The 21179-nt window shown below is 71.2% G+C and carries 23 protein-coding genes and 1 riboswitch; of the genes, 22 read left to right on the forward strand and 1 reads right to left on the reverse strand.

Features of this window, described 5'->3' with window-relative positions; genetic code table 11:
• Window positions 1-175: 175 nt before the first annotated feature.
• The 13 genes from EJK15_RS20190 to EJK15_RS20250 all read left to right on the forward strand — a co-directional run bounded on the left by EJK15_RS20190 (window position 176) and on the right by EJK15_RS20250 (window position 11611).
• Complete coding sequence (locus EJK15_RS20190) at window positions 176-1153, forward strand: phosphatase PAP2 family protein (RefSeq protein ID WP_171074423.1); 978 nt, start codon at window positions 176-178, stop codon at window positions 1151-1153.
• Window positions 1154-1165: 12 nt separating this feature from the next.
• The gene (gene rpe / locus EJK15_RS20195; RefSeq protein ID WP_138712010.1) at window positions 1166-1819 is read left to right on the forward strand and encodes a ribulose-phosphate 3-epimerase; all 654 of its coding nucleotides are present in this window, start codon (window positions 1166-1168) and stop codon (window positions 1817-1819) included.
• A 57-nt stretch (window positions 1820-1876) separates the two neighbouring features.
• Window positions 1877-2686, forward strand: coding sequence for an oxygenase MpaB family protein (locus EJK15_RS20200; RefSeq protein ID WP_138712011.1), 810 nt, complete (start codon window positions 1877-1879; stop codon window positions 2684-2686).
• A 75-nt stretch (window positions 2687-2761) separates the two neighbouring features.
• Window positions 2762-2892, forward strand: a riboswitch (FMN riboswitch).
• A 104-nt stretch (window positions 2893-2996) separates the two neighbouring features.
• Window positions 2997-4406 (forward strand): bifunctional diaminohydroxyphosphoribosylaminopyrimidine deaminase/5-amino-6-(5-phosphoribosylamino)uracil reductase RibD, encoded by a 1410-nt coding sequence (gene ribD, locus EJK15_RS74625; RefSeq protein ID WP_138712012.1) that lies wholly within the window; start codon window positions 2997-2999, stop codon window positions 4404-4406.
• Window positions 4406-4996: a riboflavin synthase gene (locus EJK15_RS20210; protein WP_138712013.1), complete on the forward strand. Its 591-nt coding sequence runs from the start codon at window positions 4406-4408 to the stop codon at window positions 4994-4996. The genes ribD and EJK15_RS20210 overlap by 1 nt, the downstream gene beginning before the upstream one ends.
• Window positions 4993-5652, forward strand: coding sequence for a nicotinamide mononucleotide transporter family protein (locus EJK15_RS20215; RefSeq protein ID WP_138712014.1), 660 nt, complete (start codon window positions 4993-4995; stop codon window positions 5650-5652). Before EJK15_RS20210 ends, EJK15_RS20215 begins: the two co-directional genes overlap by 4 nt.
• Window positions 5649-6866 (forward strand): bifunctional 3,4-dihydroxy-2-butanone-4-phosphate synthase/GTP cyclohydrolase II, encoded by a 1218-nt coding sequence (locus EJK15_RS20220; RefSeq protein ID WP_138712015.1) that lies wholly within the window; start codon window positions 5649-5651, stop codon window positions 6864-6866. The genes EJK15_RS20215 and EJK15_RS20220 overlap by 4 nt, the downstream gene beginning before the upstream one ends.
• Window positions 6867-6995: 129 nt before the next feature.
• The gene (gene ribH, locus EJK15_RS20225; protein ID WP_138712016.1) at window positions 6996-7463 is read left to right on the forward strand and encodes a 6,7-dimethyl-8-ribityllumazine synthase; all 468 of its coding nucleotides are present in this window, start codon (window positions 6996-6998) and stop codon (window positions 7461-7463) included.
• 19 nt (window positions 7464-7482) lie between these two features.
• Window positions 7483-7935, forward strand: coding sequence for a PH domain-containing protein (locus EJK15_RS20230; RefSeq protein WP_171074424.1), 453 nt, complete (start codon window positions 7483-7485; stop codon window positions 7933-7935).
• Between the two features lie 96 nt (window positions 7936-8031).
• A complete protein-coding gene (locus EJK15_RS20235; RefSeq protein WP_138712041.1) occupies window positions 8032-8898 on the forward strand; it encodes an AAA family ATPase in 867 nt (288 codons plus the stop codon).
• Window positions 8891-9964, forward strand: coding sequence for a vWA domain-containing protein (locus EJK15_RS20240; RefSeq protein ID WP_138712017.1), 1074 nt, complete (start codon window positions 8891-8893; stop codon window positions 9962-9964). The genes EJK15_RS20235 and EJK15_RS20240 overlap by 8 nt, the downstream gene beginning before the upstream one ends.
• Window positions 9957-11048 carry an XdhC family protein gene (locus EJK15_RS20245; RefSeq protein WP_138712018.1) on the forward strand — a complete coding sequence of 364 codons (1092 nt, stop codon included), beginning with the start codon at window positions 9957-9959 and terminating at the stop codon, window positions 11046-11048. The genes EJK15_RS20240 and EJK15_RS20245 overlap by 8 nt, the downstream gene beginning before the upstream one ends.
• Window positions 11045-11611 carry a nucleotidyltransferase family protein gene (locus tag EJK15_RS20250; RefSeq protein WP_138712019.1) on the forward strand — a complete coding sequence of 189 codons (567 nt, stop codon included), beginning with the start codon at window positions 11045-11047 and terminating at the stop codon, window positions 11609-11611. The genes EJK15_RS20245 and EJK15_RS20250 overlap by 4 nt, the downstream gene beginning before the upstream one ends.
• A 26-nt stretch (window positions 11612-11637) precedes the next feature.
• On the opposite strand, the gene EJK15_RS20255 is transcribed toward EJK15_RS20250, so the two are convergent.
• Window positions 11638-12525 carry an endonuclease/exonuclease/phosphatase family protein gene (locus tag EJK15_RS20255; RefSeq protein WP_240777078.1) on the reverse strand — a complete coding sequence of 296 codons (888 nt, stop codon included), beginning with the start codon at window positions 12523-12525 and terminating at the stop codon, window positions 11638-11640.
• Between the two features lie 91 nt (window positions 12526-12616).
• On the opposite strand from EJK15_RS20255, the gene EJK15_RS20260 reads away from it, so the two are divergent.
• From EJK15_RS20260 to EJK15_RS20300, 9 genes are all read left to right on the forward strand, one after another.
• Window positions 12617-13657: an LLM class F420-dependent oxidoreductase gene (locus EJK15_RS20260; protein WP_138712020.1), complete on the forward strand. Its 1041-nt coding sequence runs from the start codon at window positions 12617-12619 to the stop codon at window positions 13655-13657.
• Between the two features lie 117 nt (window positions 13658-13774).
• Window positions 13775-15451 (forward strand): serine/threonine-protein kinase, encoded by a 1677-nt coding sequence (locus EJK15_RS76340; RefSeq protein ID WP_171074425.1) that lies wholly within the window; start codon window positions 13775-13777, stop codon window positions 15449-15451.
• A 164-nt stretch (window positions 15452-15615) separates the two neighbouring features.
• The gene (locus EJK15_RS20270; RefSeq protein ID WP_138712022.1) at window positions 15616-16653 is read left to right on the forward strand and encodes a M24 family metallopeptidase; all 1038 of its coding nucleotides are present in this window, start codon (window positions 15616-15618) and stop codon (window positions 16651-16653) included.
• A gap of 26 nt (window positions 16654-16679) precedes the next feature.
• Complete coding sequence (efp, locus tag EJK15_RS20275; RefSeq protein WP_138712023.1) at window positions 16680-17240, forward strand: elongation factor P; 561 nt, start codon at window positions 16680-16682, stop codon at window positions 17238-17240.
• 1 nt (window position 17241) lies between these two features.
• Window positions 17242-17652, forward strand: a complete 411-nt coding sequence (gene nusB, locus EJK15_RS20280; protein WP_138712024.1) for a transcription antitermination factor NusB — start codon at window positions 17242-17244, stop codon at window positions 17650-17652.
• 224 nt (window positions 17653-17876) lie between these two features.
• Window positions 17877-18218, forward strand: a complete 342-nt coding sequence (locus EJK15_RS20285; RefSeq protein WP_138712025.1) for an MmcQ/YjbR family DNA-binding protein — start codon at window positions 17877-17879, stop codon at window positions 18216-18218.
• Between the two features lie 228 nt (window positions 18219-18446).
• Complete coding sequence (locus tag EJK15_RS20290; RefSeq protein ID WP_171074426.1) at window positions 18447-19166, forward strand: methyltransferase domain-containing protein; 720 nt, start codon at window positions 18447-18449, stop codon at window positions 19164-19166.
• A 70-nt stretch (window positions 19167-19236) separates the two neighbouring features.
• The gene (gene dinB / locus EJK15_RS20295; RefSeq protein WP_138712027.1) at window positions 19237-20478 is read left to right on the forward strand and encodes a DNA polymerase IV; all 1242 of its coding nucleotides are present in this window, start codon (window positions 19237-19239) and stop codon (window positions 20476-20478) included.
• Window positions 20479-20706: 228 nt separating this feature from the next.
• The gene (locus tag EJK15_RS20300) at window positions 20707-21108 is read left to right on the forward strand and encodes a DUF3040 domain-containing protein (RefSeq protein WP_138712028.1); all 402 of its coding nucleotides are present in this window, start codon (window positions 20707-20709) and stop codon (window positions 21106-21108) included.
• The last annotated feature ends 71 nt before the right edge of the window (window positions 21109-21179 follow it).

Here is a 21179-nt window from a genome sequence, read left to right on the forward strand (position 1 = left end):
GCCGGTGGCTTGGCCGGACGAGCTGCCGGAGGTGTGGCGGCGGCGGAGCCGGTATGGGACGCCGGCGTGCCGGTCTGGGATCGCCGCGTGCGGAGGCGGCGCGCCGGAATCCGGGCCAAGACCCGCGATCGGTTGGATTGTCGTTCTGGTGGGCAGATGTGATCCGATCTATGCCGTGGACTTCCTAGATGACCTTCACATAGCGGAACTGGAGCTCATCGTCGGGCTCCAGCAATGGCCGGACTGGGTGCGGCCGGTATTGGAGCTCGTGTCGGTGTTCGGCACGGACACGTTCTTCCTGCTGTGCCTGCCCATCCTTTACTGGTGCGTCGATCCCCGGCTCGGCCTGCGGCTGGGCCTCACGGTCCTGGTGGCGGCCTCGACCAATGCGATCGGCAAGCTCGCCGCCCACCAGCCCAGGCCGTACTGGATCGACGTCCGGGTGCGCCCGCTCTCGGTCGAAGGGGCCTTCGGGCTGCCGTCCGGCCACGCCCAGAACGGGACCGCCGGGCTAGGGCGGCTGGCTGTGATGGCGGGCAGGCCGTGGGCGTGGTGGACGGCGGGCGCGCTCACGGTGCTGGTCTGCCTGAGCCGGGTCTACCTGGGGGTCCACTTCGTCTCTGACGTGGTGGGCGGAGTGCTGCTCGGGGCGGTCGTGCTGGTGCTCGTACTGAAGCTGGAAAGTCCCGTGACGGCGTGGTGGCTGCGGCTGGCGCTGTGGGCGCAGCTGGCGGCCTCCGCCGCGCTCTCCTTCGCGCTGATCGGCGTCGCCGCGCTCGCCAACGCGCCGTACGCCGGCTGGTCCCCGCCCGCGGCCTGGAGCGCGGCGGGGCAGATCGCGCCCGAGAGCCTGGACACGATCGTCACCATGGCGGGCGTGCTGCTCGGCACACTGGCCGGGGCGTCGATCATGTACAGGATCGGCTGGTTCGACGCGGGCGGGCCGCTCGGCCTGCGCGCCGCCCGCTGGCTGCTCGGCACGGCCGTGGCCGTGTCCATCTGGTACGTTCAGCGCGAGCTGCTGCCCCAGACCGGCGTCGTCGCGTACACCGGATACGCGGTGCTGGCGCTCTGGGTGCAGCTAGGAGCTCCGGTGACGTTCATCAGGCTCGGGCTGATGTCCCGGGCAAGGCAGGCGCAGGCCGTTCACTAGACTTTGGGAATCATGGCCGTACAGATCTCGCCCAGCATCCTCGCCGCCGACTTCGCCAGGCTCGCCGACGAGGCCGCCGCCGTCCCGAACGCCGACTGGCTGCACGTCGACGTCATGGACTACCACTTCGTGCCCAACCTCACCCTCGGGTTGCCCGTGGTCGAGGCGCTGTGCAAGGCGACCGCGACGCCGCTCGACTGCCACCTCATGATCGAGGACCCCGACCGGTGGGCGCCGCAGTACGCGGAGGCAGGGGCGGGCAGCGTGACCATCCACGCGGAGGCGGCCAAGGCCCCGATTCGCACGCTGCGCGAGATCCGCTCGCTCGGCGCCCGGGCGGGGCTCGCGCTCAACCCGGCCACGGCCGTCGAGCCCTACGAGGACCTGCTCGGCGAGATCGACATGCTGCTGCTGATGACCGTCGAGCCGGGGTTCGGCGGGCAGAAGTTCCTCGATGTCGTGCTGCCGAAGGTCCGCCGGGCGCGGGCGCTCATCGAGCGGCACGGCGGCCGGATCTGGCTGCAGGTGGACGGGGGAGTGGACGCCGAGACCATCGGGCGCTGCGCCGAGGCGGGCGCCGACGTGTTCGTGGCCGGCAGCGCGGTCTACGGCGCCTCCGACCCGGTGGCGGCCATCGACCGGCTCCGCGCCGCGGCCACCCGCTGAGCTCTCCGGCATCGGCGCTTGACATGGAATGCCCGCTCGCTGGGTAACTCTTCACTTATGAGTGACCATGGGATCTTCGGCCCCAGCTCGGTGACCTGGCGGGTGATGGGAGAGCCCATCCTGCTGGTCGGGGGCCTGCGTGCCCTGCTGATGCAGGGGCTGCACCCGAGGGCGATGCGCGGCGTGCTGCAGAACTCCGCGCTCATGGACCCGCAGGAGGCCTGGTCCCGCTTCACGCGTACCACCGAGTTCGTCCGCGTGCGCACGTACGGCACCAGCGCCGAGGTCGAGCGGGCCGGACGCCGTGTACGCAAGATCCACGCCAGGCTGACAGCCCACGATCCCGACACCGGCACCACGTTCCGCCTCGACGAGCCGGCCGCCCTGCGCTGGGTGCACGTCGGCGAGGTGGACTCCTACCTGTCCGTCGCGCGCCGGGCGGGCGTGCGGCTGACGGACGCCGAGGCGGACGCGTTCGTCTCCGAGTGGCGGCGGGCCGCCGAGGTCGTGGGGCTGAACGGCCAGGACGTGCCCGGCTCGGTGGCCGAGCTGCGCGACTACATCGACGCTGAGCGGCCGGGGCTGCGCTTCGTCTCCGAGGCCGCCCACCCGCTGCGCCTGTCGCTGAACGCCCCGCTGCCGCTCCTGCTGACCCCGCTCAAACCCGCGCTGCCCGCGCTGACGCTGCTCGCCTTCGCCACGCTGCCGCGCTGGGCCAGAAGACTGTACGGGCTGCCCGCCACGCCCGTCGGCGACCTGTGGGCGACCGCGACGCTGCGGACCCTGCACACCGGGATCGGCCTGGTCCCCGCCCACGTCCGCTACGCTCCGGCGGCCCGCCGCGCGCACCGGCTGATGGCTGCCTGAAGCGAGCGCTTGGTCAAATTGGTGGGGGTGGTCGCGCACGTTGTCCGGCGCATGGCACACTGGTAGCGGAAGAGCTAGCGTGCTCCGGGGTCGGTGAAAGTCCGAACCGGCGGTGATAGTCCGCGACCCGGCCGATGCCATCGGCCGGTTGACTCGGTGAAATTCCGGGACCGACGGTTAAAGTCCGGATGGGAGGTAGCGCGCGAGGTGTCCGGTGTCAGGCCGGGCGCCTTCTGTGGTGCATCCGTGCATCACGTGAGTCCCCCGGGGCCCGCCGTGGCTTAGAGCTACTGGCGAGTAGGAGACCCGGGTGGAGATACCCGAGCAGGACGCCGCGCACATGGCGCGCGCCGTCGAGCTGGCCGGGCGCGGACACGGCACCACCAGCCCCAACCCCGTCGTGGGCTGCGTCGTGCTCGACGCCGCGGGCGCGGTCGCCGGCGAGGGGTTCCACGCGTACGCGGGCGGGCCGCACGCCGAGGTCGTGGCGCTGGCGCAGGCGGGGGAGCGGGCCAGGGGCGGGACCGCGTACGTGACGCTCGAACCCTGCGACCACACCGGGCGGACGGGTCCGTGCAGTCGCGCGCTGCTCCAAGCCGGTGTCGCGCGGGTGGTGGTCGCGGTCGCCGATCCCAGCCCGAAGGCCGCCGGCGGGGCCGCCCGGCTGCGGGCCGCCGGGGTCGCCGTGACGATGGGGGTTCTGGCGGGTGCGGCCGAGCGGGTCAACGAGGAGTGGCTCACGTACGCGCGGCTCGGCCGATCCCACGTGACCTGGAAGTTCGCCGCCACTCTGGACGGGAGGTCGGCCGCCGAGGACGGGACCAGCCAGTGGATCACCTCGGCCGAGGCTCGCGCGGACGTGCACCGGCTGCGGGCCGCCTCGGACGCGATCGTCGCCGGCATCGGCACGGTGCTCGCCGACGACCCCAGACTCACCGCCCGCCCGGTCATTGACGGCGCTCATGGCTCCGACTCCGGCCCGAGCGCTCGTCCCGGCCCGAGCGCTCGTCCCGACGTGAACGCTCGTCCCGACGTGAACGCTCGTCCCGACGTGAACGCTCGTCCCGACGTGAACGCTCGTCCCGACGTGAACGCTCGTCCCGACGTGAACGCGGTCTCCGGTCCGAACGCTCGCTCCGGTCCGAGTGCGCGCCCCGGTCTGAGCAGCGAGCCCGATCCGGATGGTGACCTCGGCCGGAATGCACGCCTGGACCTGATCGGCGGGTCCCATCCGGATGTCGAGCTCGGCCCGGCCGTCCGCCCAGCCGCGGGCGTCCGTACCCCGCTGCGGGTCGTCGTCGACACCGAGGCCAGGACGCCGCCGACCGCCAGGGCGCTCGATGACGCAGCGCCCACGATCGTCGCCGTGGCCGACGACGTCGACACCGATCTCAAGGCCGACCTCCTGCGCCTGCCCCGCCGTGACGGCGGTCTCGACCTGCACGCCCTGCTGAGGGAGCTGGCCGCGCGCGAGGTCGTCAGCGTGTTCCTGGAGGGCGGCCCGACGCTCGCCGGATCGTTCATGAGGCAGGGCCTGATCGATCGCGTGGTCGCGTACGTGGCGCCCGCGCTGCTCGGCTCCGGGCGGGCCGCGCTCGGCGCGGCCGGGGTGCAGACGATCGGCGAGCTGCACCGCCTGACATTTGACGAAATTTCCCCCATCGGGCCGGATGTGCGGCTTACCGCCCGGCCCATCGCACAACCAGGCAGGGAGCAGTGATGTTCACCGGAATCATTGAGGAAAAAGGCGAGGTAGTGGCCATCGACCAGGCCGGCGGCGGAGCCCTGCTGTCGGTGCGCGGCCCGGTCGTCACCTCCGACGCCAAGCACGGCGACTCGATCGCGGTCAACGGCGTGTGCCTCACGGTCGTGAAGGCCGAGGGCGACATCTTCACCGTTGACGTGATCAGGGAGTCGCTCGACCGGAGCTCCCTGGGCGCGCTCACCGAGGGCTCCGCGGTGAACCTGGAGCGGGCCGTACGCGCCGACCAGCGCCTCGGCGGCCACATCGTGCAGGGCCACGTGGACGGCACCGCCGTGCTGCTGTCGCGCGACCCCGGCGAGAGCTGGGACGACCTGCGTTTCTCCCTGCCCGAGCCGCTCAGCCGGTACGTCGCGGAGAAGGGCTCGATCGCGATCGACGGAATCAGCCTGACGGTCACGACGGTTGACGACGACAGCTTCGGCGTGAGCCTCATCCCGACCACGCTGAAGCTCACCACCATGGGCGAACGCCAGGTGGGCGACGTGGTGAACATCGAGGTCGACGTGATCGCGAAATATGTGGAAAGGCTGGTGGGCAGGCAGTGAACTGGGCCGACGCCGGATTCACCGTATTCGGCACGCACGTGCTCTGGACGGACCTGATCGGCAACATCGCCGCTCTGTCCACGGTCCTCCTGGCCATGCGCAAATCGATATGGACGTGGCCGGTGCAGTTCACCGGCTCGGTGCTGCTGTTCATCGCCTCCATCAACGCGCACATCACCGGCAACGCACTCAAGCAGGCCCTCTTCGCCGGCCTGGCGATCTACGGCTGGTGGGCGTGGCGGCGCGGCACGCAGGGCGGCAAGCAGCTGGCCGTCCGGCCCGCCCGGTGGTGGGAGCGGTCCGTGCTGATCGGCGTCATGCTGCTGGGCACCGCGGTGGTCGGACTGCTGTTCTTCTTCACCGGCCTGTCGTGGGGCGCCCACGTGCCGCTGCCGAAGGGCGCCTTCCTGGTGGCCGCCGACGCCTACATCTTCGTCGGCAGCGCCGTGGCAACCTGGGCGCAGGGCCGGGCGCTGGTGGACTTCTGGATGGTGTGGGTGGCCGTGGACCTGGTGGGAGTGCCGCTGGCGTTCAGCTCGGGGCTGGTGGTCTCCGGCTATGTGTACGGCATCTTCTTCGTGCTGGTCATCATCGGGTTCGTGAAGTGGCTGCGCGAATACCGCTCCTCGTCGCTGGCCGTGGCGGTGGCGCAATGAGCGAGATCAAGCTCGACCCGATCGAGCGCGCGATCGAGGACATCCGCAACGGCAAGGCCGTCGTGGTCGTCGACGACGAGAACAGGGAGAACGAGGGCGACCTCATCTTCGCCGCCGCCAAGGCCACGCCCGCGCTGTGCACGTTCACGATCAGGCACACCAGCGGCATGATCTGTGTGGCCATGGACGGCAACGAGCTCGACCGGCTCGGGCTGCCGCTCATGGTGTTCCACAACAAGGAGCGCATGCGGACGGCGTACACGATCACCGTGGACGCCCGCGACGGCGTCACCACCGGCATCTCCGCCGCCGACCGGGCCAAGACCATCCGCACGCTCGCCGACTCCGCCACCGAGCCCAACGAGCTCGTACGCCCCGGGCACATCTTCCCGCTGCGCTACCGCGAGGGCGGGGTGCTGGCCAGGCGCGGGCACACCGAGGCGGCCGTGGACCTGGCCAGGCTGGCCGGCCTGTCGGCGGCCGGCGCGCTGGCCGAGGTCGTCAACGACGACGGCACCATGGCCAGGCTGCCCGAGCTGCGCCGCTTCGCCGACGAGCACGACCTGGCGCTGGTCTCCATCGAGCAGCTCGTCGACTACCGCCGGCGGGCCGAGAGCATGGTCACCAGAGTCGCCGAGACGCGGCTGCCGAACGTCTACGGGATGTGGCGCTGCTTCGGCTACGCCAGCGCCCTGGACGGTGGCGAGCACGTCGCGCTCGTCTTCGGCGACCTCGGCGATGGCGAGAACGTCCTGGTCAGGGCCCACTCCGAATGCCTGACCGGCGACGTGTTCGGCTCGCTGCGCTGCGACTGCGGTGTGCAGCTCGACCATGCCATGGCCGCCGTCGCGCAGGAGGGCCGTGGCGTGATCGTCTACCTGCGCGGGCACGAGGGCCGGGGGATCGGGCTGCTGGCCAAGCTCAAGGCGTACAGCCTGCAGGACAACGGCAGCGACACCGTCGACGCCAACGTGGAGCTGGGGCTGCCGGTGGACGCGCGGGAGTTCTCCAACGCGGGGCAGATCCTCGCCGACCTCGGCGTCAGGTCGGTGCGGCTGCTCACCAACAACCCGGCCAAGCTCAAGGGCATGGACGGGTACGGCATCAAGGTCCTCGGCCGCGAGCCCATGCCCGTGGCCATGAACCCCTACAACGAGCGATACCTCAAGGCCAAGCGCGACCGCCTCGGCCATGACATCTCGGAGGCTTCGTGAGTCAGCGATCAATTGGACACAGCCGGGTCCCGCTCATGCGGCCGGCGGAGGAGGCCACATGAGCGAGCGTAGCGAGCGATCAATTGGACAGAGCTGGGTCCCGCTCATGTGGCCGACGCAGGAGGCCACATGAGCGGGGAAGGACGGCCGGGTGTCATGGTGCCCGACGCCTCGGGGCTGACCGTGGGGCTGGTGGCGGCCAGCTGGCACGCCAAGATCACTGATCAGCTGGTGGCACGGGCCGTACAGGCCTGCGACGACAGCGGCGCCCAGGCCACGGTGGTACGGGTGCCGGGCTCGCTGGAGATCCCGGTGGTCGCCCAGGCGCTGGCCCGCCGCTGCGACGCGGTGGTGGCGCTGGGCGCGGTCATCAGGGGCGAGACCGCCCACTTCGACTACGTCTGCGACTCGGTGACCTCGGGCCTGACCCGGATCGCGCTGGACGAGGAGACCCCGGTCGGCAACGGCGTGCTCACCTGCGACACGATGGCTCAGGCTCTGGAACGCTCGGGCCTGCCCGGCAGCAAGGAGGACAAGGGGTACGAGTCGGTCGTGGCCGCGCTGGAGACCGCGCTCCTCCTGCGGAACCTCCACTAACCTGCGGTAGGTTTCCCTCGTGCCAGAGCTCGTCCCGCCTCCGTCCCTGCCCGTCACTTGGCGTCCGCGCCGGGGAAGGATCGTCGCGTACGGCTTCGCCGTGCTGATCGTGGCGGGGGCGGTGATCATGGCCGTGCTCATCGCGGAGCCGTTCAAGCTTCCTGACCGGGTGGCGATCGTGGCGTTCGGGTGCACGGTGGCGTTCGTGCTGCACCTGCTGGGGCGGGTGCGGGTGGAGGCCGACGAGGAGGGCATCACGATCGTGAACGCCGTCCGCACGCATCGGTATACGTGGCCGGAGGTCCTGGAGGTCACGCTGCTCGTGGGGGACCCGTGGCCGAAGATCGACTTCTCGGACGGCCGGACCATCGGGGCGATGGGCATCCAGGGCTCGGAGAAGCCCCGCGCCCGCCGGGCCGCGGCGGAGCTGGAGGCCCTGATCCGGGAGCGGGGGGAGGCTCGCGAAGACTGACCGGCAACTATTGTGCGCGATTGGTTGCGGTGAGGAATATCGTCGACCCGGGTGTCGACGTAGCCTGAAGGCGTGCTGCGGCGGACAATCAAGGCAATGGACATCGAGTCGCCCGAGAAGCTCATCGAGCTTCTCGACCGGCACGCCTATCTGGCCGACGAAGGGCTGGCGACGGCCGTCTTCCTGGCCCTGAAGATGGGGCGGCCGCTCTTCCTCGAAGGGGAGGCGGGCGTCGGGAAGACCGAGCTGGCCAAGACCCTCGCGGCGCTGCTCAAGGCGCCCCTCATCAGGCTCCAGTGCTACGAGGGGCTGGACGCCGCCCAGGCGCTCTACGACTGGGACTTCGCCCGCCAGCTCCTCCACCTCAAAGCCGCCGAGGCCGCCGGGGTCACCGACGTGAGCAGGCTGGAGGGAGAGATCTACGATCGGCGGTTCCTGATCGCGAGGCCGCTGCTGAAGGCCGTCGAGACGCAGCCGAGCGTGTTGCTCGTGGACGAGATCGACCGGGCGGACGACGAGTTCGAGGCGTTCCTGCTCGAGGTGCTGTCCGATTTCACGATCTCGATTCCCGAGCTGGGCACGGTCAGGGCGAAGACGCCGCCGGTGGTCGTGGTGACCTCCAACCGGACGCGGGAGGTGCACGACGCGCTCAAGCGGCGCTGCCTCTACCACTGGCTGGAGCACCCGGGCTTCGACCGCGAGGTGGCGATCCTGCTGCGGCGGCTGCCGGACTGCACCGAGACGCTGGCCATGCAGGTGGCGCGGGCGGCCGAGCGGCTGCGCCAGGCCGACCTGGTCAAGCCGCCCGGGATCGCCGAGACGCTCGACTGGACCGAGGCGCTGCTGACGCTGGGCGCCAAGGAGCTCGACCCGGGGCGGGCGGCGGCCACGCTGGGCGCGGCGCTGAAGTACCGGGAGGATGTCGCGAACGTTCTCGGGAACGGGTTGCTGGCCCATGGATGAGCTGGTCGCCACCGTGACGGGGTTCGCCAGGACGCTGCGCGCGGCCGGGGTCGGCGCCGATCACGACCGGACGCAGAGCATGCTCCAGGCGCTCGACCACCTCGACGTGACCGATTCCGGCGATGTCTACTGGGCCGGGCGGCTCACGTTGTGCGCCACGCCTGACGACCTGCCCAGGTACGACCGGTGCTTCGCCGCCTATTTCGGCGGGCAGAGGGCGGCGATGGCCCGTACCAGCACCACGAGCGTCACCAGGCACCTGGCCGCGCGAGACGGTGCGGCAGAGGGCCGTGACGACGGGACGGCGGCGCCGGCGACCGCGAGCCGTACAGAAGTGCTGCGGCACCGCGACGTGGCCGGGCTGACCGAGGCCGAGCGGGCCGAGGTGCACCGGATGCTGGCCATGCTGAGAAGCGGCCGGGCGCGGCGGCGTTCGCGCCGGTTCGAGAGCGCTCACCGGGGTGTCCTGGACCAGCGCCGCACCATCCGCGACGCGCTCAGGAAGGGCGAGGTGGCCAGGCTCCGCCGCAAGCGGCACACCACCAGGCCCCGAACCGTCGTCCTGTTCGTGGACGTCAGCGGGTCGATGGCCCCGTACGCCGAGACGCTGCTGCGCTTCGCCCACGCGCTGGCCAGGAGTGAGCCCCGGGCCACCAGGGTCTACTCGGTCGGCACCAGGCTCACCGAGGTCACGGCCGAGCTGCGGCACCGCGACCCGGGCACCGCGCTCAACGAGGTGTCGAAGGTCATCCCGGACTGGAGCGGGGGAACGCGGCTGGGGGAGGAGCTCAAGGAGTACCTCGCCCGTTTCAGCGCGCGAGGGGCGATCGCGGTGATCGCCTCGGACGGGTGGGAACGCGGTGATCCGGAGCTGCTGGGCACGCAGATGGCCAGGCTGGCCAGGCAGGCGCACCGGGTGATCTGGGTCAACCCGCACAAGGGGTACGCGGATTACCAGCCGCTCACCGGCGGCATGCGGGCCGCCTTGCCGTACCTCGACGACCTGGTGGCCGGGCACAGCCTGGCCGCCTACGAGCAACTCAGCGAAAGGCTCGCCCATGCGTGACGTGCTGCCGGAGATCATGCGGTGGTGGAGGTCGGGGCTCAGGTTCGGGCTGGCGACGGTGGTGAGCACGTTCAGCAGCGCGCCGCGGCCGCCGGGCGCGGCCATGGCGGTGCGCGGCGACGAGGTGGTCGGCAGCGTGTCCGGCGGCTGCGTCGAGGGCGCGGTGTTCGAGCTGGCCGCCGACATCGACACACCGATCCTGCAGCGGTACGGCGTCACCGACGACGACGCGTTCGCCGTCGGGCTCACCTGCGGCGGCATCATCGACATCCTCGTCGAGCCCGTCTCGATCGAGACCTTCCCCGAGCTGGGTGACGTCGCGGCGTCCGTGGACGCCCACGAGCCGGTCGCCGTCGCCACCGTCGTCTCCGGTCCCGGCCAGGTCGGCGCCCGCCGGATCATCTGGCCCGACCGCTCCTCGGGCACCCTCGGCCTGGAACGCCTCGACGAGGCCGTGGACGACGACGCCCGCGGCATGCTCGCCCAGGGCCTGACCGGCATCCGGCACTACGGCGGGCAAGGGGAGCGGCGGCTGGACGACCTGGCGGTGTTCGTGCACTCGTTCGCGCCGCCGCCGCGCATGCTCGTGTTCGGCGCCATCGACTTCGCCGCCGCGGTGGCCAGGGTGGGCAAGTTCCTCGGCTACCACGTCACGGTCTGCGACGCCCGCCCGATCTTCGCCACCGCCAAGCGCTTCCCCGACGCCGACGAGGTCGTGGTCAAGTGGCCCCACGACTACCTGGCCTCCGTGCAGGTGGACGAGCGCACGGTGATCTGCGTGCTCACCCACGACCCGAAGTTCGACGTGCCGCTGCTGGAGGTGGCGCTGCGTACCGACGCCGGCTACGTCGGGGCCATGGGCTCACGCCGTACCCATGAGGACCGCCTGGACCGGCTGCGCGAGGCCGGCCTGACCGAAGCCGAGCTGGCCGGGCTGCGCTCGCCCATCGGCCTCGACCTCGGCGCGCGCACCCCCGAGGAGACGGCCGTGTCGATCGCCGCCGAGCTGATCCAGCTGCGCTGGGGCGGCTCCGGCCGGCCGCTGTCCGCCACGAAGGGCCGCATCCACCACGAGACGACATGAAGTCGGCCAAGGTGGCGGGGCTGCTGCTGGCCGCCGGCCAGGGCGCCCGGCTGGGCACGCCCAAGGCGCTGGTCGAGTACGCGGGCGAGCGGCTGGTCGACCGCGGCGTGCGGCTGCTGGAGGACGGCGGCTGCCACCCCGTCGTGGTCGTGCTGGGCGCGGCAACCGTGCAGGTGCGCGGCGCGGTCACCGTACGCAACCCGGACTGGGCGTCGGGCATGGGCTCGTCCCTGCGCGTCGGCCTCGGCGCGCTGCCCGACAAGGCGGAGTCCGTCGTGATCGCGCTGGTCGACCAGCCCCTGATCCACCCCGGCGCGGTGCGCGCGCTGATCGGCGCGGGCGCCGGGGTGGCGGTCGCCACCTACGGAGGGCGGCGCAGGAACCCCGTGCTGATCGCCCGCGAGCACTTCGCCGAGGTGGCCGAGCGGGCCGTCGGCGACGTCGGCGCCCGGCCGTTCCTGAAGGCGCACCCCGAGCTGGTCACCGAGGTGCCGTGCGACGAGCATGGGAGCCCGGCCGACATCGACACGCCCGAGGACCTCGATCTGCTGAAGACGCAGTGAGGCTGACTGATGGAGCGGTGAGGTTGCTAGAGGCGCAGTGAGGCGATGGCGGCACGGTGGTCGCTGCCGGTCGCCGGGGCCACGCCCGCCTCGGTCGCCGTCATCCCCTTGAACAAGATGTGGTCCGGGCGGGTGATCGGGAACTCCGACGGCCACGTGAACCCGAACCCGTCGCCCGCCACGGTCTGCGCGTCGGTCAGGGGCGGGGTCAGCCCCCGCATGCCCCGGTCGGTGGTGGCGGTGTTGAGGTCGCCGAGCAGCAGGATCCGCTTGCTGGGGTCGGCGTCGACGAGCTTGCGCGCATGGGTGAGCGAGGCGTCGCGCGAGGTGGTGTGCCCCGGCCGGGCCGAGGCGAGGTGCATGACGTAGACGGTGACCTTGCCCTTGGGCGTGGTGACCACCGCGCGCAGTGCCCGCGGCCAGCCCATGCCGACGTCGAGCGGTTTGGCCTCGCTGATCGGGTAGCGGCTCCACAGGCCGACCGTGCTGACCGTGTAGTGGTGTTTCAGCATCTTGTTGAGCTGCCTGGCCGCGGGCCCGCCGCTGGTCAGCTCCTGGGCCGCGAGCAGGTCGAGGTCCTTGGCGATCACGCGCACGGCCTCGCCCGAGGCGCTGTTGGTCACCCCCACGTTGACCGTGCCCACGGCCAGGTCGCTGGGGCCGCCGGGCGGCGTGCGGAACAGCGTGGAGCCGAACATCACCGCCCACACCACGCCCGGGACCAGCGCCGCCGCGGCCGCCACCGGGGAACGCGCCAGCGCGGCCGCGAGGAGCAGCAGCGGCACGGTCAGCCCGATCCAGGGCAGCAGGCTCTCCATCACGGGCGTGAACCCGCCGAGCGCGGGGATCAGCTGGTGCCCCGCCAGGGCTGCGGCCACCGCGACCGACACCACCACCACAACCCGTCTCAGCACCCGAACCAGGCTAGCCGCTCCCCGTCCCGCACGCTGACGCGATAAGCTCCCGGTCGAAACGGAACATCATTCGGTTCATGGGGAGCCCGGCATGCGCATCGGTATGGCACTCAACTACTCGGGTGGCTTCAAGGAGTCGGTGGTCGAGCTGGCCGACTATGAGCAGGCCGGGCTCGACATCGTCTTCGTGGCCGAGGCCTACAGCTTCGACGCCGTCAGCCAGATGGGCTACATCGCGGCCAAGACCGAGCGGCTGGAGATCGCCTCCGGCATTCTGCCGATCTACTCGCGCACGCCGACGCTGCTGGCCATGACGGCCGCGGGCATGGACTACGTCTCCGACGGCCGCTTCACGCTCGGGCTCGGCGCCTCGGGGCCGCAGGTGATCGAGGGGTTCCACGGGGTGCCGTACACCGCGCCGCTCGGGCGTACCAGGGAGGTCATCGAGATCTGCCGCAAGGTGTGGCGGCGCGAGCGCCTGGAGCACGAGGGCCGGCACTACACGGTGCCGCTCCCGCCCGGCCAGGGGACCGGTCTCGGCAAGGCCCTGAAGATCATCAACCATCCGGTACGCCCGCGCATCCCCATCGTGGTCGCCGCGATCGGCCCCAAGAACGTCGAGCTGGCCGCTGAACTGGCCGAGGGCTGGGAGCCGATCTTCTACGTGCCCGAGAAGGCCGCCGACGTGTGGGGCGCGTCGCTGGCCGCGGGCAAGGCCAAGCGGGACCCCGAGCTGGGCGAGCTGGACGTGATCGCGCAGGCGTCGCTGGCGATCGGCGACGACGTGGCGGGGCTGCTGGAGTTCGGGCGGCCGATGGCGGCACTCTACATCGGCGGCATGGGCGCCAAGGGCAAGAACTTCTACAACGACCTGGCCAGGCGCTACGGCTACGAGAAGGAGGCCGAGCTGATCCAGGACCTCTACCTCCAGGGCAAGAAGGAGGAGGCGGCCGCGCAGGTGCCGGCCGAGCTGCTGGAGAAGATGTCGCTGATCGGCGACGAGGGCTTCGTGCGCGACCGCGTGCAGGCGCTGAAGGAGTCGGGGGTGACCACGCTCAACGTGGCGCCGTTCGGCAGGACGCACGAGGACCGGGTGCGGCTGATCGAGAAGATCAAGGAGATCGCCGGGTAGCGCCGCTGGCACCCGAGCGCCTCGCACAGGCGCGTCAGCAAGGTGATGGCGAGGCAGCAGGTGCTGGAGGGCCCTATCGTGGGTCGAAATCCTGATGTTCGAGCAATTGGCGGGTATATGTCCGACGCGACGCCGTCCTTGATCGCTGACCGGTACCGGCTTGACGAGCTCATCGGCAGCGGGCCCATGGGCGAGGTGTGGCGGGGGTACGACACGCGGGCCGACTGGGTCGTCGCCGTGAAGGTGCTCGGCGCCAAGGCCGCGGGGGCCGCCGCGCGGGAGCTGCTCAGGAAGCACGCCCAGGCCGTGGCCAGGGTGATCCATCCGAATGTGGCCATGGTGCTGGACGTCGGAGAGCACGACGGGGCTCCGTTCCTGGTGATGGAGTACCTCACCGGGCTCAGCCTGGGCGAGGAGCTCGCCGAGGGCGGGCCGTTGAAGATCGTCGAAGTGTGCGATCTCATCGGGCAGGCGGCGGCGGGGCTCGACGCGGCGCACCGGGCCGGGGTGGTGCACGGGGAGATCGATCCGGGCAGCTTCAGGCGGGCCGGGAGCGGGGTGCTCAAGGTCGTCGGTTTCGGGCTGGACGACCAGCGGCCGTCGCCGGGAGAGGGCCCTTACGTGGCGCCCGAGCGGGCGGCCGGGGGGACGGCGGAGGCTTCCGGGGATCTGTATGCGCTCGGATGCGTTTGCTACGAGCTGCTCTGCGGCCGCCCGCCCTTCGAGGGCCAGGTACGGGATGCCGGGACCGCCGGCGGCGGTGAGCCCGGCGGCGCTGGGGAGCCCGGCGTGACCGGTGGCGAGGGTGGCGAGCCGGGCCTGGCCGGTGGCGGGCCGGGTGCCTCGAGGGCTTCCCGGGTGGAGCCCGCGCTGCCCAGTGCGGTCAGGGCCGAGGTGCCCGCCGAGCTGGATCGGCTGGTGCTGGCCATGATCGCCGAGGATCCCGCGCAGCGGCCGGCCGGCGGTGAGGCGATCCGGCGGGCGCTGGCCGGCATCGCGCGGCCGCGCGCCAACCCGGCGGCGATACCCGTGACCGGCGTCGCCCTGCGGGACGGCGGCCTGGTGGGCGGGCACGGCGGTCCGGGGGCGAGCGCCGCACACGGCGGCGGGCCGGCCACGGCGGGACTGGGTGCCACCGAGATCTACCAGTTGGGCGGGCCGGGTGGCGCCGGGCCGCGGGCCGGGGACACTGCGGTGTTCCAGGCCGGCGAGCCGGAGCCTGGGCCGGCGCCCAATCGCAAGCTGTTCCTGCAGCTCGGCGCGGCAGTGGCGGCCATTGTGGTGGTGACCGTGGGCATGGTGATGTGGGCCGGGGCGCGCGAGCAGCCGGCCGGGGGGCCTACCCCGACCGCCGCGCCCACCACGTTCGCGACGCCCACCGAAACACCCATCGAAACGCTCACCGAGTCGCCCACCGGCGACCCGTCCCCCGGCATCGTGGCCTCCATCCTGCCCGACGGCGATTCGCCCGGCTCCCTGCGCGAGACGGCGCCCCCCAAGGCCACCCTGGGAACGGAGGTCCCGCCCGGCGGGTGGGGCGAGTGGCTGGGGAGGTTCGACGAGGCGGTCAGATACCAGGAGCGCGAGGGCGGGATCAACCCTGAGTTCGCCGCCAAGGTCCGCCAGAAGATCCAGAAGGCGGCCAGGAAGCTCGACGAGGGGAAGACCGGCTCGACCGTCGGCCAAGTCGCCGAGCTGTACCAGGACCTGCGGCGGGCCCAGGAGAAGGGCGACATGGACTCGTCCGGCCCGCTGGCGAACTTCATGAACGACTGGCGGATCCAGGCCGGCTGAGCGGACGGCCTGCCGCCGGGCCCCTGAACGGGGACGGCTTCGGATGGCGCGGCGCGGGCCTGGCCGAGTGGACGGCGGATCCTGGACGGCCGGCGAAAGGGCTTCTCCGGGCGGTCCTGTCGCGTGCTTTCGTAACCTTTGAGCGTTGCCCGTACATTGGCGAAATGACCTTCGACTACCCGGCGCGCCGGGCGCGGCTCGCCGAGCTGCTGCCCGGCCGCGAGGTCCCCGCCCTGCTCGTCACCTCCCCTATCAACGTCCGCTACCTCACCGGGCTGGCCAGCTCGAACGCGGCCGTGCTGGTCAGGGCCGACGGGTCGGCGCTGCTGGCGACCGACAACCGCTACATCGACAAGGCCCGCACGCTGGACGTGCCGTCGGTCGAGGCGTCGGACGTGGCGGGGACGCTGGCCGAGCCGGGCGCCGGCATCGAGGCGGCGATCATGAGCGTGGCCACGTACCGGCGGCTGGGCGCGGGGCTGGTGCCGCTGGGCCCGGTGGTGGAGGCGCTGCGGGCGGTCAAGGACGACGGCGAGCTGGAGCTGCTCCGGACCGCCTGCGAGATCACCGATCAGGCGTTTGCTGATATATCCGTACAAATCATCCCGGGCATGACCGAGCGCGACCTCGCCCGCCGCCTCGAGAACCGCATGACCGAGCTGGGCGCCGACAAGCCCGCGTTCGACACGATCGTCGCCGCCGGCGAGAACGGCGCGATCCCGCACCACACCCCCACGGACCGGGAGCTGCGCGCCGGCGACCTGGTGACCATGGACTTCGGCGCCCGCTACGGCGGCTACCACGCCGACATGACAAGAACGGTCAGTCTCGGCACGCCCGCCGCCTGGCAGCGCGAGCTCTACGACCTGGTCGCGGAGGCGCAGCGCGCGGGCCGGCACGCGCTCGCCCCCGGCGCCGAGGCCAAGGACGTGGACGCGGCGGCCCGCTCCGTCATCGAGGACGCGGGCCACGGTGGCCATTTCAGGCACGGTCTCGGCCACGGGGTCGGCCTGGAGATCCACGAAGAGCCGTTCCTGGGCCCCTCGCGGACCGGTAGACTAAAGGATCGAGTTCCGATCACCGTCGAGCCTGGGATCTACCTTCCGGGCCGAGGAGGGGTTCGCATCGAGGACACCCTCGTGACACGTGAGGGCGGGCCGGAACTTTTCACCAAGACGACCAAGGAGCTGCTCGTCCTTTAGAGCGGCCACACGCGGGAGAAGAACGAGTGGCGACGACCAACGACCTCAAGAACGGCATGGTGCTGAAGCTCGACGGCGGTGAGCTCTGGGCCGTTGTGGAGTTCCAGCACGTCAAGCCGGGCAAGGGCGGCGCGTTCGTGCGCACCAAGCTCAAGAACGTGCTCTCCGGCAAGGTCGTCGACAAGACCTTCAACGCCGGCGTCAAGGTCGACGTGGCCAACGTCGACAAGCGCGAGATGCAGTACTCGTACAAGGACGGCGACGACTTCGTGTTCATGGACACCGAGACCTACGACATGGTCAACGTGCCCAGCGCCACGGTCGGCACCGCCGCCAACTACATGCTGGAGAACACCATGGCCACGGTGGCCTTCAACGAGGGCGCCGCGCTCTACGTGGACCTGCCCGCCGCCGCTGAGCTGACCATCGCCAGCACCGAGCCCGGTCTGCAGGGCGACCGCTCCACCGGCGGCACCAAGCCCGCCACGCTGGAGACCGGTGCCGAGATCAAGGTGCCGCTGTTCATCACCACCGGCGAGAAGGTCAAGGTCGACACTCGCAGCGGCGAATACCTCGGCCGGGCCTGAGGTGTCGGCACGAGGCAAAGCACGCAGACGGGCGCTGGACATCCTCTTCGAGGCCGAGCTGCGCAGCGAGGATCCGCTGAAGATCCTCGCCGAGCGCGTGGAGCGGCAGGAGCCCCCGGTGAACGAATACACCTCGACCATCGTCGAGGGCGTCGCCAGGCACCACGCGCGCATCGACGACCTGATCACCACCTACTCCGAGGGCTGGACGCTCGACCGCATGCCCGCGGTCGACCGCAACCTGCTGCGCGGCGGCACGTACGAGCTGCTGTGGATGCCCGACGTGCCCGAGGGTGTGGTCATCAGCGAGTGGGTGCACCTGGCAGGGGAGCTCTCGACCGACGAGTCGCCGCAGTTCATCAACGGGCTGCTGGCCCGGTTCAAGCAACTCAAGCCAAGCCTCACCCTTTAGACACCGTAACGGCCGTACGCGTTCGGGGTACGTTCCAACCACGCCGGCCTGCACGGCTCGCGAAGGCGAGGGACGTGTACCGTCACGCGGTCAGGCGTCCGACCGCCGCCCCCGGCGGTGCCTGGCCGCGTGGCCCGGGCGCCCGCGACCGTACGGAAAATGGCGCGTCACCAGCCGCGACGCGCCCTTTTCCGGCGTTCCTGCTCTGTGTGACCATCGTGTGCATGGTGTCCGAAGACGACGTCCGCCGGATCGCGCTGGCGCTGCCCGAGACCGGCGAGAAGACCATGTACGGCACGCCCGCCTTCTACGTGCGCGGCAAGTGGTTCGCCAGGATGCGCGAAGAGGGCGACGCGCTGGTGCTGCCGGTGGCGAGCGAGGAGGAGAAGGCCGGGCTCGTCGCCGCCGAGCCCGCCACGTTCTTCACCACCCCGCACTACGACGGGTACGCCATCGTGCTGATGCGGCTCGGCGAGGTGGACGCCGAGGAGATGGGCGAGCTGCTGGTGGACGCATGGCGGCTGCGCGCCCCGAAGAGGCTGGCGGCCGAATACGACGGCACATGACGGCCGGCACCGGACGCGACGGGCAGGCATCCGGACCCGACGGCCGGCATCGGACGCGACGGTTGGGCCAGGGCCGCACAGGCGGGTCTCGCGGGTGGGGAGCGAGCGATCGCATGCACGGCGTAGGCTGGGCCCGTCCGCGAAGGAGCCGTCCGCGAAGCAGCAGTTCGCGGGGGAGAGGGAGGCGAGCCGACGTTGCGTGCTGAAGGCGTCACGAGGACCCCGGCGGTGCGGACCGCCGTCGTCTGGGACGCGCTGCGGGCGGTGCTGGCCGAGCGGACGGCGGCCACGGGCCGCGAGACGCTCGACATCGTCGACGCCGGCGGCGGCACCGGTGGGTTCGCCGTGCCGCTGGCCGCGCTCGGTCACACCGTCACCGTCGTCGACCCGAGCCCCGACTCGCTGGCCGCGCTTGAGCGCCGTGCCAAGGAGAAGGGCGTGGGCGTCAGCGCCCTGCAGGGCGACGCCGCCGACCTGGGCGAGCTGCTCAGCCGCGACAGCGCCGACCTGGTGCTGTGCCACAGCGTGCTGGAATACGTCGAGGACCCGATCAGCGCGCTGACCGCCGTCGCGGGCGTGCTGCGCAGGGGCGGCGCCGTGAGCGTGCTGGCCGCCAACCCGGTCGCCAGCGCCATCCACCGGGCCCTGGTGGGCCACTTCGACGAGGCACGGACCGTGCTGGACGACCCCAGAGGAAGCTGGGGAGACCGCGACCCCACGCCCCGGCGCTTCGCCGCCGAGACGCTGGTCGAGCTGCTGACCGCGACCGGGTTCGCCGTCGGCGCCATCCACGGCGTGCGGGTCTTCGCCGACCTGGTGCCCAGCAGCCTCGTCGACGGGGAGCCCGGCGCCGCCGAGGCGCTCGTGGCGCTGGAGCAGGCCGCCGCGACCCATCCCGTGCTCCGGGACATCGCTACGCAGTTGCACGTGCTCGGGCACCGGGCCTGAGGCGCGGGGAGGGAAGAATTCATGACCGCACCCCTCTGTATCGAATTCCTGTTCGGATAGAATCGGCGGCGTGTCTCGTAAGCAGATCACCGGCATCGGCCCCGCTCCGCGTACCGGGGTCGACGACAGCGGCTGCCCGATCCTGCACGTCGACATGGACGCCTTCTTCGCCAGCGTCGAGCTGCTCGAGCGCCCGGAGCTGCGCGGCCGCCCGGTGATCGTGGGCTCGCCCGCCGGGCGCGGCGTCGTGCTCAGCGCCACCTACGAGGCCAGGTCCTTCGGCGTGCACTCCGCGATGCCGATGAGCCGGGCGCGCCGGCTGTGCTCGCAGGCCACGATCATCCCGCCCAGCCACGGCAAATACTCCGAGGTCTCCAAGGGCGTCATGGAGATCTTCCATACGGTCACCCCGCTGGTCGAGCCCATCGCGTCCGACGAGGCGTTCCTCGACGTCGGCGGCGCCAGACGCCGGCTCGGCCCGCCCGCCGCCGTCGCCGCCATGATCAGGGAGCAGGTCCTCGACCGCTACGGCATCACGTGCTCCGTGGGCGTGGCCAGCAGCAAATTCATCGCAAAACTCGCCTCCAAGCAGTGCAAGCCGGACGGGCTGCTGGTCGTGCCCGCCGACCAGGTGGTGGACTTCCTCCATCCGCTGCCCGTGTCGGCCCTCTGGGGCGTCGGCGAGCGCACCGAGCAGTCCCTCGTACGCCTCGGCATTCGCACCGTCGGAGACCTGGCCAGAGTTCCTCCCAGCACCCTCCAGCGCGAGCTGGGGCAGGCCGTGGGCGGTCATCTGGCGGCGCTGGCCTGGGGGCGCGACGAGCGGCCCGTGAGCGCCCATGTGCCCGACAAGAGCATCGGCAACGAGGAGACGTTCGCCGCGGACATCGACGACCCAGAGGTGATCAGGCGGGAGCTGCTGCGCCTGTCCGAGCGGGTGGCCGCCAGGATGCGTAAGGGCGGACATGTGGGAAGAACTGTAAGTGTGAAGCTACGCCGAGCCGATTTCACCACGATCAGCCGCTCGCGCACGCTGCGTGAGCCGACCGACGTGGCCCAAGTGATTTATGCCACCGCTTGTGAGCTGTTCCGGGCGGCAGGCCTCGAGCGAGTGCGGTTGCGCCTGGTGGGGGTCAGGATGGAAAATCTCCGCCCCGCCGGAGAGGCCACCCGGCAGCTCGGTCTGGGCGAGCGTGAGACCGGCTGGCGCGAGGCGGAGCAGGCCATGGACAAGGCGATCCGCAGATTCGGTCCCGATGCGGTGGTCCCAGCATCGCTCGTACGTGGCAAGCTTGATGAAACAGAGACATGACGTCGATGTCCGGACTTCGTGGTGCCTCGGTGCCGCGATTTTGGGGGAAGGGGGGCGAGATGGGCCACAATGGAGCCATGACGTCACCTCCGGTTTGGTCTGCGTTGGACGTTTGCTTTCGTCTACGTCTACAGCCTCGTATTCTGGGGATAACCGACCGCGAGGTTCGGACACCCCGTGTCGTCCGTTGCCGTCTTCCCCGTCCTGGGGCCGTCCTTGGGAGGCGCCGTGCCGCTCTCTGAGCACGAGCAGCGCTTGCTCGACCAGATCGAGCAGGCCCTCTACGCCGAGGACCCGAAGTGGGCCAACACCGTAAGGATCAGTGATCCGCGCAGCCATTACAAGCGTCGCCTGATCAAGGCCTCCATCGGCTTTGCTCTCGGCGTCGTCATCATGATGGTCGGCGTGGTCATGAGCTTGATCTGGCTCGGCGTCGGCGGTTTCGTGGTCATGCTCGCCGCGTGTTTGTGGGGTCTGTCCAGCTGGAAACGCATGAATGGGTTCGGTGACTCCGCACCGGCCCCCGGCGGCACGGCCGCCCCACCGGGCAAGCAGGCCCGCCGGGGCAACCGGGGCAGCTTCATGGAACGCATGGAGGAGCGCTGGCGCCGCCGCCACGACGAGCGCTGAACCGGCCGAGCCGACAGACGGCCCGGCCGGCGCGACGTCCCGCCTGCCCCGGCGGGACACCATGCCGGGAC

The organism is Nonomuraea basaltis, from assembly GCF_005893125.1.
Taxonomy (GTDB): Bacteria; Actinomycetota; Actinomycetes; order Streptosporangiales; family Streptosporangiaceae; genus Nonomuraea; species Nonomuraea basaltis.

What these genes read in the sequence shown, in the direction of transcription:
- rpe (WP_138712010.1), top strand. Translation starts at nt 1,166, where the DNA reads ATGGCCGTACAGATCTCGCCCAGCATCCTCGCCGCCGACTTCGCCAGG.
- EJK15_RS20200 (WP_138712011.1), top strand. Translation starts at nt 1,877, where the DNA reads ATGAGTGACCATGGGATCTTCGGCCCCAGCTCGGTGACCTGGCGGGTG.
- EJK15_RS20210 (WP_138712013.1), top strand. Translation starts at nt 4,406, where the DNA reads ATGTTCACCGGAATCATTGAGGAAAAAGGCGAGGTAGTGGCCATCGAC.
- EJK15_RS20220 (WP_138712015.1), top strand. Translation starts at nt 5,649, where the DNA reads ATGAGCGAGATCAAGCTCGACCCGATCGAGCGCGCGATCGAGGACATC.
- ribH (WP_138712016.1), top strand. Translation starts at nt 6,996, where the DNA reads ATGAGCGGGGAAGGACGGCCGGGTGTCATGGTGCCCGACGCCTCGGGG.
- EJK15_RS20235 (WP_138712041.1), top strand. Translation starts at nt 8,032, where the DNA reads ATGGACATCGAGTCGCCCGAGAAGCTCATCGAGCTTCTCGACCGGCAC.
- EJK15_RS20240 (WP_138712017.1), top strand. Translation starts at nt 8,891, where the DNA reads ATGGATGAGCTGGTCGCCACCGTGACGGGGTTCGCCAGGACGCTGCGC.
- EJK15_RS20245 (WP_138712018.1), top strand. Translation starts at nt 9,957, where the DNA reads ATGCGTGACGTGCTGCCGGAGATCATGCGGTGGTGGAGGTCGGGGCTC.
- EJK15_RS20250 (WP_138712019.1), top strand. Translation starts at nt 11,045, where the DNA reads ATGAAGTCGGCCAAGGTGGCGGGGCTGCTGCTGGCCGCCGGCCAGGGC.
- EJK15_RS20260 (WP_138712020.1), top strand. Translation starts at nt 12,617, where the DNA reads ATGCGCATCGGTATGGCACTCAACTACTCGGGTGGCTTCAAGGAGTCG.
- EJK15_RS76340 (WP_171074425.1), top strand. Translation starts at nt 13,775, where the DNA reads ATGTCCGACGCGACGCCGTCCTTGATCGCTGACCGGTACCGGCTTGAC.
- EJK15_RS20270 (WP_138712022.1), top strand. Translation starts at nt 15,616, where the DNA reads ATGACCTTCGACTACCCGGCGCGCCGGGCGCGGCTCGCCGAGCTGCTG.
- EJK15_RS20285 (WP_138712025.1), top strand. Translation starts at nt 17,877, where the DNA reads ATGGTGTCCGAAGACGACGTCCGCCGGATCGCGCTGGCGCTGCCCGAG.